Raw genomic sequence first — 13,386 nt, forward strand, 5'->3', positions numbered from 1 at the left:
AGTGCTGTGAATCGTGCGGCAATCTGGCTGTCTGAGCGATCATTCGCGCCAGCGGCGTGAGAGGAAGAGTTCTGACCGGTACGGGGGAACCCGGCCGGGCCTCAAGAGGGAGAGCATCCGGCGGGTTTCACCTGTTGCCGCTCTCCCGGAGACCTTCACTCATGACCCATATCCTGTCCGACGCGGCGCTCCGCGCCGCGCCCCTTGCGGCCGCGTCCGGCTTCGGCGCGCAGGCCAGTGCCCTGCACACCGCCGCACGCAGCCTCCTGCCGGCGCTCGAGGCCGGGCGTGCCATCGATGCGGCGCAGCTCCGTTCGGCCATGACCGACGCCTTTGGCGCCAGTGATTCCGAAGGCGCCTGGGACTGGAAAAGCGCCTACGAAGCCTGCGAGGCCGCCGAAGTCCTGTTCCTGCGCCGTTATGGACAAGTGATTGTCGGCCGCGTGGCGCCAAGCGCGCTCGCACTGATCGAGCGCATCGCGGCTTTGATGCCCACGCACACCCGCCGCTCGGAAACCTCCCAGGCTCTGCAGCAATTCTCGACGCCGCCCGGACTTGCCTTTGTCGCCAGCGTGGCGGCTTCGATCAGCCCCAGCGATCATGTGCTGGAGCCCTCCGCTGGCACTGGCATGCTCGCCGTCCATGCCCTGCTGGCGCGGGCGGGGCTCACGCTCAACGAACTCGGCGAGACCCGTGCGGACTTGCTACGGCTGCTGTTTCCGGACGTGCCAGTCTCGGGCCATGATGCGGCCTCGATCGACGATCGGCTGCCATCCGCCGTCCGCCCGAGCGTCGTACTGATGAACCCGCCCTTCTCGGTGGTGGCGCAGGTCGAACGCACCATGAAGGACGCGGCGCTGCGCCATATCGCCTCAGCGCTCGCGCGTCTGGAACCGGGCGGCCGCCTAGTCGCGATCACCGGGGCAAGCTGCGCGCCCGATGCTCCGGCCTGGCGCGACGCCTTCGCGCGGTTGCAGGAGACGGGCCGCGTCCTCTTCACCGCCGCGATCGGCGGCAAAGTCTATGCGAAGCATGGTACGACGATCGACACTCGGCTGACCGTCATCGACAAGCTGCCGGCCGAGGATCCAGGCCAGTTTCCCGAAAGCGCTGGCGTTGCACCCGACACCGTGACCCTGCTCGCCTGGATCCAGACCCAGGTTCCGCCGCGCTCACCCACCACGCCGTCTCCGGTCGCGGCCCTGCCGGTCACGGCATCGGCTTCGCCCGCGCGCGCCAAAGTGCGTGCTGCGCCGACCGTCTCAGCGCCGTCGGCGCCTGAGCCGGAAGCAATCGAACTGGCCTATGACATCGTCGACTGGACGCCGCCCGCGGAACGTCTGGGGGACAGCATATATGAACCCTATGCGCTGCAATCGATCGCGATCCCCCGCGCAGCTACGCATCCGACGCCGCTGGTCCAATCCGCTGCGATGGCTTCGGTCGCACCGCCCAAGCCCTCCTACCGGCCGCATTTGCCGCCGCAGCTCGTGACGCTCGGTATATTGTCCGACGCCCAGCTCGAATCCGTCATCTATGCGGGCGAAGCGCATGGTGGGCATCTGTCGGGCGCGTGGAAGGTCGATGCGACCTTCGATGTCGTTACCGCCGCGCCTGAGGATGCCGAAGACGCTGTGAAATTCCGGCGCGGATGGTTCCTGGGCGATGGGACCGGCGCGGGCAAGGGCCGCCAGGTTGCGGGCATCATTCTCGACAATTGGCTCAAGGGGCGCCGCCGCGCGGTCTGGATTTCCGTATCGGACCGGCTGCTTGAGGATGCACAGCGCGACTGGTCGGCGCTCGGCCAGGAGCGGCTGTTGGTAACGCCGCTCTCGCGTTTCCGCCAAGGCACCGACATCCGGCTCGATGAGGGCGTGCTGTTCACCACCTATGCGACGCTGCGCTCGCAGGAGCGCGGTGGCAAGAAATCACGCGTAGAGCAGATCGTCGAATGGCTGGGGCCGGACTTCGACGGCGTGATCGTGTTCGATGAAGCCCATGCCATGGCCAATGCCGCCGGTGGCAAGGGGGAGCGCGGCGATGTCGCGCCCTCGCAGCAGGGTCGTGCCGGCCTGCGTCTCCAGCACGCACTGCCCGATGCCCGCATCGTCTATGTCTCGGCGACCGGCGCGACCACGGTCCAGAACCTCGCCTATGCCCAGCGCCTGGGCCTGTGGGGCGGCGAGGATTTCCCGTTCGCGACTCGGGGCGAATCCGTCAGCGCGATCGAGAATGGCGGAGTCGCCGCCATGGAGGTCATGGCCCGCGATCTGAAGGCTCTCGGCCTCTACGCCGCCCGCTCGCTGTCCTTCGATGGCGTCGAATATGAGATGCTCGAACACAGGCTCACGAGCGAGCAGGTCCGTATCTATGACAGTTTCGCATCGGCGTTCGAGGTGATTCACAACAATCTCGACGCCGCGCTTGAAGCCGCCGGCGTCACCAGTCCGAGCCATGGCACGCTGAACCGGCAGGCCAAAGCCGCCGCGAAATCCGCCTATCAGGGGATGCTCCAGCGCTTCTTCAACCATCTTATCACCAGCATGCAGACGCCCAGCGTCATCGGCGGCATCGAACGCGATCTGGAGGCTGGCCATGCGGCCGTGGTGCAGATCGTCTCGACCGGCGAGGCCTTGCAGGAGCGCCGCCTCGCCGAAATCCCGGCCGATGAATGGAATGACGTCTCGGTGGACATCACGCCGCGCGACGGCGTTCTGTCCTACCTCCAGCATAGCTTCCCGGTGCAGCTCTACGAGCCGTTCACCGACGGAGATGGCAATCTCTCTTCCCGGCCGGTTTATGACGAGGACGGCAACCCGGTCGTCAATCGCGAGGCCGTGCGTCGCCGCGACGCGATGATCGAACGGCTCGCGGCGCTCCCGCCCGTTCCCGGCGCGCTCGACCAGATTGTCCAGCATTTCGGGACGGACATGGTGGCCGAAGTGACCGGGCGTTCACGCCGCGTCGTTTCCCGGCGCCATGACGATGGCTCGGTTCGCTTTGCGGTCGAGAACCGTCCCGCTTCGGCAGCGCTGCATGAGACCGACGCCTTCCAGAATGACGCCAAGCGCATCCTCGTCTTCTCGGAAGCTGGCGGCACAGGGCGCAGCTATCACGCCGATCTTGGCGCCGCGAACCAGCGCCGCCGCGTCCATTACCTGCTCGAAGCGGGCTGGAAAGCCGATGCTGCAATCCAGGGGTTTGGCCGCACCAACCGCACCAATCAGAAGCAGCCACCGCTGTTCCGACCGGTCTCGACCGACGTGAAGGCGCAGAAACGCTTCATCTCGACGATCGCCCGGCGTCTGGATTCTTTGGGCGCGATCACGCGCGGCCAGCGCCAGACCGGCGGTCAGAACATGTTCCGGCCCGAGGACAATCTCGAAAGCTGGTATGCCCGCGATGCACTGCGCCAGCTCTATATCCTTCTCGCGCGCGGCAAGGTCGAAGGCTGTTCGCTCGCCCGCTTCGAAGCGGCGACCGGCCTGTCGCTGCTTGATAGCGACGGCGGCCTCAAGGACGAGCTGCCGGGGATCAACACCTTCCTCAACCGCATGCTCGCGCTCACGGTCGCGATGCAAAACCTGCTGTTCGAGGCGTTCGAGGGCCTGCTTGTCGCGCGGATCGAGCAGGCGCGGGCATCGGGTAGCTACGAAATCGGGCTGGAGACCCTGCAGGCCGAAAGCTTCCGCATTGTCGGCCGCACGCCGATCTACACCCATCCGGGCACGGGCGCACAGACGCAGCTTCTGACCATCAAGCGCAAGGATCGGTTGACGCCGCTATCGCTGGAGGATGCGCTGGCCATGGCCGAAGGCAAGGGCGCGAAACTGCTGGTCAATAGCAGGACCGGCCGCGGCGCCGTCCAGCGCGGGGCGCGCAGCGTGACCGATGACGATGGCGCCGTCCATCCGCGCGTGCGCCTGGTCTGGCCGCTGACCGATAGCGTCATTCCGGCGGAAACGCTGCTGGCGAGCCAATGGGAAGAGGCCGACCGCGACAAGTTCAGTGCGGTATGGAAGGCGGAGCTTGCAGGACTACCGACGCACGAGACATCGACGCTGCACATGGTCTCCGGCCTGCTGCTGCCGATATGGAAGCGACTTCCCGACGAGTCGACGCGCGTTTATCGGCTCCAGAGCGATGATGGCGAGCGTGTCATCGGCCGCCGCGTGTCTCCGGCCTGGGCGGCCAGCGTCGCCAATGACGATGGTCCGGTACGGCTCTCCGGCGAGGAAGCGCTTTCGATGCTCATGTCCGGCGAAGCCGTGCTGCATCTGGCGCAGGACCAGAAGCTCCAGCGTGTCCGTGCCATGCACGACTGGCGGATCGAGCTCACCGGGTTCAATGATCTGGGTGTCGAGCGTCTCAAGGCCATGGGCTTGATCTCGGAGATCGTCTCGTGGAAACTCAGGCTCTACGTGCCGGCAGGGGCTGTCGGCGCCGACGTGCTGGACCGGCTGCTCGAACGATATCCGATCGAACGGCTCTCCACGCGCAAGGCCGCCTGAGGAGCCCCACAATGCAGAGCCCCGCAACCATTATTGCCGAACGTCTCGCAGAGAATGCGGAAGGCGTCTGTCGCCGCTACCTGTCCAACGGCCACCGGGAAGGCCGCTACTGGCTGGTCGGCGACGTTCACAACACGCCGGGGCGAAGCCTCTATGTCCGTCTGGCCGCATCCCCCGATGGGCGCGGCCAGGCTGGCAAATGGACCGATGCACAGAGCGGCGACCATGGCGATCTGCTCGACATCATCGCCATCGCGCGGAATTGCCGGACAATGCGCGAGACGCTGGACGAAGCCCGGTATTTCCTGAGTCTGCCAATCCCGCCGCCGTCCGAGGACAGGCCGGTTCGACGCAACAAGGGGCCCACCGGCACACCGGAAGCAGCGCGGCGACTCTGGGCGGCATCGAAGCCGGTCGCGGGCACCTCGGTGGCGGCCTATCTCGCGTCCCGGCAGATCACCGATCTCACCGGCTGCGAGGCGCTGCGCTTTCACGGTAACTGCTGGTATCGCCCGTCGAAGGATGATGCACCCAATACGCGTCCGGCATGGCCGGCGATGATCTCGGCGGTCACCGATCTCGACGGCAGCGTCACCGGAGTTCATCGGACCTGGCTGAAACCGGGAGGCTCGGACAAGGCTCCGGTCGCCTATCCGCGCCGCGCCATGGGCCATCTGCTTGGACACGGCGTCCGGTTCGGGTCAAGTGGCCCCGTCATGATGGCGGGCGAAGGCATCGAGACCATGCTGTCGCTGCGACAGGTCATGCCCATGATGCCCGCGATTGCGGGGCTCTCGGCCGCGCATCTCGCTGCCATTCTGTTCCCGGCCATGCTGCGCCGGCTCTATGTCGCACGCGATGACGATCCTGCTGGTGCGGGGGCGTTGAAGACGCTCACCGAGCGGGCGATCCCGGCGGGGATCGAGGTGGTGCCGCTCGAACCCAGGCTTGGGGATTTCAACGACGATCTTACCACCTTCGGGCGGGAGCGGCTCATTGCGAGGCTGCGGGATCAACTCCGGACGGAGGATGCGGAGCGCTTCCTGATGCAGGGGTAAGGGCTGGACTGCGGGGAACGTCTCTGGTCGCGGGTGATCACCATCATCACCGGCATCTTCGAGACGCCGCGCGCTCGTGCCTTCGGTAGAGGGCGACTGCGGCAAACGGATCGGGACGGCAATGGCGGAAGGGCGGCTATTTTCCGCCGAACCTTCGGTTCTTTGCATCGCGAAGCAAAATAGCCGCCCGCCCGCCATCCTCCGCTTCGCTCCGGCCGCGCCCCAAGCGGCGCGGTTCTGTCCCGCTCCGTCCGCCGCCTGCCGTCGCCACGAAGGCTGCGAGAGGCGCGGCTGTCAGATGACGGAGATTTTCGATGGCGACCGACCAGGACGACGATCGCGAAGCGCAGCCCGGCTCTACCGCCTACCTGCTTCAGGAAATGCAGCTCTACGGCTACCGTCCCTTCGAGGACGAACCCGACCATCGCCCCTTGCCGGACGACCGCATCGCCGGCGGCGCCGTCGCCGAGATGTTCGACGCGCTGGTTTCCAGCCTCATCGACACGCGGATCGAGCCTGACCTTGAGGATCTGGCCTGGGGCATCGTCAACGTCTTCCACCGCGCCGGCGAGCGGATCGAGCGCGAACTCGACGACAATGAGCAAGCGCAGAAGCGGCTTCAGCGCGAGCAGGACGGCAGCGAGGTGAAGTCGGTCGAGCTGGAGCGCAAGATCGCCGAAGGCATCACCCTGATCGAACGCCGCGACACCATGGAATTCTTCCGTGATGCCGCCGCCGACCAGTTCCGCATCCATATCCGCAAGCCCTGGCTGCCGCGTTCGGGCGCAGTGGTGAACCACAAGGCGCTGACCTCTGCTGTGCTCGACAGCCGCAAGGCGCTCGACAAGCGCGCTTGGGAGAAGCAACGGGTGTTCGATCCCGATGGCGTACGCATCGCGTTTACCGGCGGTGCCGACTGCAACGATCACCAGCGCATCTACGCCGTGCTGGACAAGGTCCATGCCCAGCTTACGAACCTGATCCTGATGCACGGCGCGACTCCGACCGGCGCCGAACGCATCGCTGCCTGCTGGGCACGCGACCGGGGTGTGCCGCAGGATCCCTACCGGCCCGACTGGAACCGGCACAAGAAGGCCGCACCGTTCAAGCGCAACGATGCCATGCTGGAGAAGATGCCGCAGGGTGTCATCGTGTTTCCGGGCACCGGCATCCAGGACAATCTCGCCGACAAGGCTCGCAAGATGGGCATCCGCGTCTGGGACTTTCGCAATCGAAGACGCGATTAAATCCTTCTCGATTGCGGCCCACAGGATAGAAAAGCCGGCAAGCATCGATCCGCAGCATGGAACTGAGCGTAGAGGCCCCGCTATCCCAGCGCATTTCGCCACCTTTGGCACGGGCTCCGGCGACCCAACGGTGCCATTTCGGGTCGCCAGTTCGCGCTTTCCGAAACGCGCATTAAGCGTCGGCAGCGCGAACAGCGGTTAGCCGATCATGTGAGGCGCGCGGCGCGCTATGTATCGCGGTGCGTGGCGCTGGAGCGCGCATTTACTGGCAAAACGTTCGATACGATTTCGTGCATTAAATGTGGCAAAACGTGCGATCCATCGTTATGGATTAATGCATGCGCTAATGCGGATAGGGGGCCTATAATTAGTGACGCTCGTGATCACCACCTGTACGAATCGCAAGCGCAAGCCGGTTTCCGACGCTCTTCACATGGCCGCCCTCCCGCCAGCCGACTTCGATGGTCTGGCCCGTCAATGGTCGCAACGCCTGGCGGCTGAGCCGACGCGGTTCCCCGGGGAAGACATTTACGGCGGTCGCGGCTTTCGCGAAGCCGTCACCGCGGCGGAATTACTCGACGCAAGACTGCTGGTCGTCTCCGCGGGTCTTGGCCTGATCGACGTTTCGACAGCGGTTCCGCCCTATGCCTGCACCGTGCTCGTCGACGCCCCGGACAGCGTCCGCTCGCGCGTAACCGGCGCGTTCAGCGTCGAGCGCTGGTGGGAGGCGCTGTGCAAGGTTTCTCCATTTGCGGTCGCGCTACATGATGCGGTCGAGGGCGCGCACGGGCTGATCTGCGCGGCGCTGTCAGACGCCTATATCGAGATGATCGCGGAGGATCTTCTCGCCCTTCCAACATCGATGCTCGGTCGGCTCAGGCTCTTTACCCGCGCGCGCCTCGATCGCGTTCCTGCCGCACTACAGCCCTTCGTCATGCCCTATGACGACCGGCTCGATGGTCCGGACAGCTGCAATCGCGGCACGCGCAGCGATTTTGCCGGCCGGGCGCTTCGCCATTTCGCAGAACTGACGCGCGGCGAGCCGCAAGGACGTTCGGCGGCCGAGCACGCCGCGGAGGTGTCGGCGACGCTGGACGGTTGGCGGATGCCGGCCAAGGTGGACCGCATCCGCCATGATGACGCAGCGCTGCTTGATCTGATCCGGGCGCATTGGGATGCCGAGCGCGGCAGTTCCTCGCGGCTGCTGCGCCGCTTCCGCGACGATCTCGGGATCGCGTGCGAGCAGGGCCGGTTCGCGGAATTGGCCCGCCAGGTGCGGAGTGAGCGCGCATGAGCGGACGCGAAACTCTCAAGGTCCGCGCGGTGCGCGCCGAGCAGGCCGGCGGAACCAGTGTCTTTGCGTTCTTCCTCTATGGCGCCGATATCAACCGGGTGGCGGATATCAGCCGGATCCGCCGCGACGATCAGGAGCTTAAGGGCTTCCAACGCCGCGAGATCCGCGATCACGTTAAGGAGATCACGGCCTTTCTCGACAGCGGCCCGGTGCTGTTTCCCAATGCGATCATCCTTGCCATCTCGCCCGAAGTGGAGTTCGCCTCGGCGCGTGGCCGCTCGCCGGGCAATATGTGCGAAGTGGGGGATGCGGGCACGCTGTCGATACCGATCTATCCCGAGGGCCGGCGCGCCGCCTGGATCGTCGATGGGCAGCAGCGCTCGCTGGCGCTGAGCGCCGCCAAGGACCGAACGATCGCCGTACCGGTGGTCGGGTTCGTGTCGGATGCGCTCGAGACGCAGCGCGAGCAGTTCATCCTTGTCAACAAGGCGCGGCCGCTGCCGACCCGGCTGATCAACGAACTGCTGCCCGAGGTGAGCGTGTTGCTGCCGCGCGATCTGGCGGCACGCCAGTTGCCGAGCGCGCTGTGCGAAGCGCTCAACACCGATCCGAATTCGCCCTTCTTCGGCCTGATCAAGCGCGAGTCCGATGCGAAGGACCGTGCCGGCATCGTCACCGACAATGCGCTCATTGAAACGATGAAGGCGAGCCTCAAGACCCCAGCCGGGGCGCTCGGCCAATTCAAGCATAATGGTGACGGCAACGACACGGTCGCCATGTACGATGCGCTTCTCCTCTACTGGTCGGCGGTCCGCGACACCTTTCCAGAGGCCTGGGGCAAGCCACCGGCCGACAGCCGACTGATGCACTCCGCCGGCATCCGCGCGATGGGCGCGTTGATGGATACGATCATGCTGCGCGCCGATGCGGCGCCGGACAAGGTGGCGGCGGTGCGCACGATGCTCAAGCGCATCGCGCCCTTGTGCTGCTGGACCGCCGGCACATGGGAGGGCCTCGGCCTTGCCTGGAACGAAATCCAGTCGACCTCGCAGCACATCACCAAGCTCAGCGATCATCTGGTGCACATCGAGCGCGATCTCGCGCGGGCGGCAGCATGAAGTTCATCTTCGCTGACAGCCTCGATTATGTGGATCCTGCATTCGACTTCATCGCCGATCGCAGCCGCGCCGAGCGCCAGCCATATTGGGACGACGCCTATCCGCACGAGATCCTCGGCTATGCGCCCTATGACGGGGTGCTGGTCTCGCGCGGCATCGTCGGCGACCACCGCGTGAAGGGCAAATATACGGCCAGCCAGGCGCGCCGCTTCCGCCTGGTTGGGGCCCGCAAGTTTCTGCGCCTCGACAAGCCCGAGTTCGCGCATCTCGACATTTTCGGCGATTGCGGCGCCTTCACTTATGTGCAGGATGAGAAGCCGCCGTACACTCCGGTGGAAATGGCCGAATTCTACGACGAATGCGGCTTCACCCATGGCGCCTCGGTCGACCATATCATCTTCGATTTCGACGCCGGCCTCGCGGGGCTGGCTGGCGGGTCGACCGACGCCCGACAGCGCTTCGACATCACGCTAGAGAACGCCGAGGGATTCCTGCGCGAGGCCAAAGTGATGGACGCGGGCTTCACCCCGATGGGCGTGATCCAGGGCTGGTCGCCCGGCAGCATGGCCGAGGCGGCGCGTCGGCTGGTCGCCATGGGCTATGACTACCTGGCACTCGGCGGCATGGTTCCGCTCAAGTCGCCCGAGATCAAGTTATGTTTGGAAGCGATCCGCGACACGGTGCCCGCATCGACACGCCTCCACATCCTCGGCTTTGCCAAGGCCGACGATATCGACAGCTTCCACGGCTACGACATTTCAAGCTTCGACACGACGTCGCCCCTCATTCGCGCGTTCAAGGACGCGAAGCAGAACTATTATCTGCCGGGCGACAGGTTGGCGCTGCGCTACTTCACCTCGATCCGGGTGCCGCAGGCGATCGAAAACCCCAAGCTCCAGCGCGCGGTCAAGAAGGGTATGTTCCGGGCCGAGGAACTGGTCCGGCTCGAGGCGTTGGCGCTGGGCTCATTGCGCGCGTTCGACCGGGATGAAGCCGGGCTCGAAGAGACGCTGCATCACGTGCTCGTCTACAGTGCGCCTTTGGTCGAGGAAAAGCCTTACGAGGACTGCGCCGCGAGCCCGTCGCTGGCGCGCCTGGCCGAGCGCTATCGTACGACGCTTGCCGAGCGGCCATGGAAGCAATGTTCCTGCAAAATCTGCCGGGATGCCGCGATCGATGTGATCATCTTTCGCGGAAGCAATCGCAACAAGCGCCGCGGGATTCACAATCTCGCGGTCTACCAAGATCATATCGAACGACTGGATTTGAAGCGTGCCGTTGAACCAAGTGATGACCTACCTCGCCGTCTGTGCGCAGCAGAGCAGTGAGCACAAAGTGCTCAGCTTCGCGGCAAAAGCCGCGGACGTGCTGCGCTTTGCGGCTATCGACCGGATCGGCCGAGACGCCCAGGGCGAGCTCAGCGGGTTCCAGCGGCCGCAAGTCGCCGCCCATATCCGCGAGATCCGCGACTATCTCGAGAAGCCCGACGCAGTGTTGCCCAACCCGATCGTCGTCGCCTTTACCGATCGCGTCAGCGTTGAGGACCTCGGGAATGGCGCCGTGCAGTTGGCGATTGACATGAGCAGCAGCGTTCCCGGATTGGTGGTGGACGGCCAGCAGCGTTTGTCGGCGCTTGCCGATCTCGACCGCGACTTCCAGGTCTTCGTCTCGGCGCTGATCTGTCGCGACGAGGCGGAACTCCGCCGCCAATTCGTGCTCATCAACAATACCAAGCCGCTGCCCAAGTCGCTGATCTACGAGCTGCTGCCGACCGTCGGCGATCTGCCACCGCGGCTCAGCCGGCGGTCGGTCGCCTCCGATCTGACGGCGCGGCTCAACTTCGAGAACACCGCGCTCAAGGGCTATATCAAGCAGCATACCTGTCCCGAGGGCATCATCGCCGACACGGTGATGCAGAAGATCATCATGGAGTCGCTCAGCAACGGGGTGATGCGCGAGCTGATCCGGGGTGCGAAGGGCGAGGAACGCTGTGTGCGGCTGATGTCCAATTTCTTCGACGCAGTGAAGAAGGTCTGGCCCGAGGCGTGGCACGGCCAGAAGCCAAATACCTCTCGGCTGCTGCACGGCGCCGGCATCCAGGCCATGGGCGACGTCATGGAAGTGCTCGCCGAGCGCGGGGAGGCGCGGACGGTCGAGGATTTCAGAACCGGGATGGAATGCCTTAAGGACAAGACCGCCTGGACCGCTGGCGAGTGGCATATGGATGGCGAGGTCCGGCGGTGGAATGGCTTGCAGAACGTCAACCGCGATGTCGCGCTGCTCAAACATTATCTGGTGGGCATCGTGAAGGCGGACCTGCGCAAGAAGGCCAAGCGGGCGCCGGCGCCGCTGCTTGAGCCCACGGCCGATAGATCATGAGCTACGCGGTCAAGGAGATCTTCAAGACGCTGCAGGGTGAAGGCGCCCAGATGGGGCGTGCGGCGGTGTTCTGCCGGTTCGCCGGATGCAATCTATGGTCAGGACGCGAGGGCGACCGCGCAACATCGGTCTGCACGTTCTGCGATACCGACTTTGTCGGCATGGACGGGAGAGGCGGCGGGCGCTTCGCCGACGACCAAGCCCTAGCCGACGCGATCGAGTCCGAATGGGCTGGCGCTCGGGCCGATCGCTACGTCGTGCTGACCGGCGGCGAGCCGCTGCTCCAGGTCGACCAGGACCTGGTCGACGCGTTGCACACGCGCGGTTTCGAAATCGCTATAGAGACCAATGGCACACAACCCGCGCCGCGGGGGCTCGACTGGATCTGCGTCAGCCCCAAGGCCGATGCCGAACTGGTGCTACTTGCAGGTAATGAACTCAAGCTTGTCTACCCGCAGGAGAAGGCGGCGCCCGAGCGGTTCGAGCATCTCGCCTTCGAGCACTTTTTCCTGCAGCCGATGGATTCGCCGACCGCCGCCGCCAATCTCGAGGCTGCGATCACCTATTGCACCCAGAACCCGCGCTGGCGCCTCTCGCTCCAGTCGCACAAGATGATCGGGATCCGCTGATGTTTGAGCTCAGCAAGCAATTTCGTTTCGATGCCGCCCACACGCTGGAACGGTCGATCGATACCGAATCGAGCCGCCGCATCCACGGCCACAGCTACCGTGCCGAGGTGACCGTGCGCGGGCGGCCCGATCCCGCGACTGGGATGATCGTCGATCTCGGCCTGCTCGAGCGCTCGATGGAAGATGCCCGCGATGCGCTCGATCATCGCTTCCTCGACGAGATCAACGACCTCGGCCCCGCCACGATGGAAAATCTCAGCCGCTGGATCTGGAACCGGCTCTCGCCCGAACTCAACAATCTGTTCAAGGTCAGCGTCTACCGCGACAGCAGCGGCGACGCCTGCACCTATTGGGGCGAGGAAGTCGCGGCATGACCGGCGACGCTGGCGCGCTCGTCCTTTTCTCTGGTGGGCAGGACAGCGCCACTTGTCTTGCCTGGGCATTGGACCGGTTCGAGACCGTCGAGACCGTCGGGTTCGACTATGGCCAGCGTCACCGCGTCGAACTCGAATGCCGCGACGATTTTCGTGCGCGCATTGTTGAATTGAATCCGGCATGGGCCGCGCGGCTCGGGCCGGATCACAAGCTCGACCTCTCGGTGCTGGGCCAGGTCAGCGAGACCGCGCTCACCCGCGATGCCGAGATCGCGTTGCGCGCCGATGGCTTGCCCAACACCTTCGTGCCCGGTCGCAATCTGTTGTTCTTTACGCTCGCCGCTGCGCTCGCCTCACGCCGCGAACTGCGGCATCTCGTCGGCGGCATGTGCGAGACCGACTATTCGGGCTATCCCGATTGCCGCGACGATACGCTCAAATCGCTCCAAGTCACGCTCAACCTCGGTATTGGCAGCCGCTCGGTCGTCCACACGCCGTTGATGTGGCTCGATAAGGCGCAGACCTGGGGTCTGGCAAAAATACTGGGTGGCGAGAAACTGGTCGACCTCATCCGCACCGGCACTCATACTTGCTATCGTGGCGACCACGATCGCTTGCAGGACTGGGGCTACGGCTGTGGCACCTGTCCGGCTTGCGAATTGCGCATGAAGGGCTGGCAAGAACATCGGAGCAGTTTGGACGAGTAGCGCTTGCCGTTTTTGGTTGGTTCTCAACCCTCTGTCAGTAAGATGGCCCTAACGGTGCGATTGTGGGGA

10 protein-coding genes are annotated in these 13,386 nt (G+C 65.0%); all 10 read left to right on the plus strand.

Features of this window, described 5'->3' with window-relative positions:
* The first annotated feature begins 161 nt into the window (after positions 1 to 161).
* The gene (locus tag OKA11_RS16395; RefSeq protein ID WP_267222227.1) at positions 162 to 4,511 is read left to right on the plus strand and encodes a strawberry notch family protein; all 4,350 of its coding nucleotides are present in this window, start codon (positions 162 to 164) and stop codon (positions 4,509 to 4,511) included.
* An 11-nt stretch (positions 4,512 to 4,522) separates the two neighbouring features.
* Entirely contained in the window at positions 4,523 to 5,569 is a 1,047-nt protein-coding gene (locus OKA11_RS16400) for a DUF7146 domain-containing protein (protein ID WP_267222229.1), read from the plus strand.
* Positions 5,570 to 5,883: 314 nt separating this feature from the next.
* Positions 5,884 to 6,816, plus strand: coding sequence for a DUF2493 domain-containing protein (locus OKA11_RS16405; protein WP_267222231.1), 933 nt, complete (start codon positions 5,884 to 5,886; stop codon positions 6,814 to 6,816).
* Between the two features lie 370 nt (positions 6,817 to 7,186).
* Positions 7,187 to 8,110, plus strand: a complete 924-nt coding sequence (locus OKA11_RS16410) for a hypothetical protein (RefSeq protein ID WP_209045691.1) — start codon at positions 7,187 to 7,189, stop codon at positions 8,108 to 8,110.
* A gap of 29 nt (positions 8,111 to 8,139) precedes the next feature.
* Positions 8,140 to 9,228 (plus strand): DGQHR domain-containing protein DpdB, encoded by a 1,089-nt coding sequence (gene dbpB / locus OKA11_RS16415; RefSeq protein ID WP_267222236.1) that lies wholly within the window; start codon positions 8,140 to 8,142, stop codon positions 9,226 to 9,228.
* On the plus strand, positions 9,225 to 10,556 hold the full coding sequence (gene dpdA / locus OKA11_RS16420; protein WP_267222330.1) for a tRNA-guanine transglycosylase DpdA: 1,332 nt from the start codon (positions 9,225 to 9,227) through the stop codon (positions 10,554 to 10,556). The genes dbpB (OKA11_RS16415) and dpdA overlap by 4 nt, the downstream gene beginning before the upstream one ends.
* Positions 10,519 to 11,607: a DGQHR domain-containing protein DpdB gene (gene dbpB, locus OKA11_RS16425; protein WP_041383379.1), complete on the plus strand. Its 1,089-nt coding sequence runs from the start codon at positions 10,519 to 10,521 to the stop codon at positions 11,605 to 11,607. Before dpdA ends, dbpB (OKA11_RS16425) begins: the two co-directional genes overlap by 38 nt.
* Complete coding sequence (queE, locus tag OKA11_RS16430) at positions 11,604 to 12,236, plus strand: 7-carboxy-7-deazaguanine synthase (protein ID WP_267222244.1); 633 nt, start codon at positions 11,604 to 11,606, stop codon at positions 12,234 to 12,236. The genes dbpB (OKA11_RS16425) and queE overlap by 4 nt, the downstream gene beginning before the upstream one ends.
* Positions 12,236 to 12,610: a 6-pyruvoyl trahydropterin synthase family protein gene (locus tag OKA11_RS16435; RefSeq protein WP_267222246.1), complete on the plus strand. Its 375-nt coding sequence runs from the start codon at positions 12,236 to 12,238 to the stop codon at positions 12,608 to 12,610. The genes queE and OKA11_RS16435 overlap by 1 nt, the downstream gene beginning before the upstream one ends.
* Positions 12,607 to 13,317 (plus strand): 7-cyano-7-deazaguanine synthase QueC, encoded by a 711-nt coding sequence (gene queC / locus OKA11_RS16440; protein ID WP_011542913.1) that lies wholly within the window; start codon positions 12,607 to 12,609, stop codon positions 13,315 to 13,317. The genes OKA11_RS16435 and queC overlap by 4 nt, the downstream gene beginning before the upstream one ends.
* The last annotated feature ends 69 nt before the right edge of the window (positions 13,318 to 13,386 follow it).

It is taken from the genome of Novosphingobium clariflavum (assembly GCF_026420865.1).
Classification (GTDB): Bacteria; Pseudomonadota; Alphaproteobacteria; order Sphingomonadales; family Sphingomonadaceae; genus Novosphingobium; species Novosphingobium clariflavum.

What these genes read in the sequence shown, in the direction of transcription:
- queE (WP_267222244.1), top strand. Translation starts at nt 11,604, where the DNA reads ATGAGCTACGCGGTCAAGGAGATCTTCAAGACGCTGCAGGGTGAAGGC.
- OKA11_RS16395 (WP_267222227.1), top strand. Translation starts at nt 162, where the DNA reads ATGACCCATATCCTGTCCGACGCGGCGCTCCGCGCCGCGCCCCTTGCG.
- dpdA (WP_267222330.1), top strand. Translation starts at nt 9,225, where the DNA reads ATGAAGTTCATCTTCGCTGACAGCCTCGATTATGTGGATCCTGCATTC.
- OKA11_RS16435 (WP_267222246.1), top strand. Translation starts at nt 12,236, where the DNA reads ATGTTTGAGCTCAGCAAGCAATTTCGTTTCGATGCCGCCCACACGCTG.
- queC (WP_011542913.1), top strand. Translation starts at nt 12,607, where the DNA reads ATGACCGGCGACGCTGGCGCGCTCGTCCTTTTCTCTGGTGGGCAGGAC.
- OKA11_RS16400 (WP_267222229.1), top strand. Translation starts at nt 4,523, where the DNA reads ATGCAGAGCCCCGCAACCATTATTGCCGAACGTCTCGCAGAGAATGCG.
- OKA11_RS16405 (WP_267222231.1), top strand. Translation starts at nt 5,884, where the DNA reads ATGGCGACCGACCAGGACGACGATCGCGAAGCGCAGCCCGGCTCTACC.
- dbpB (WP_041383379.1), top strand. Translation starts at nt 10,519, where the DNA reads ATGACCTACCTCGCCGTCTGTGCGCAGCAGAGCAGTGAGCACAAAGTG.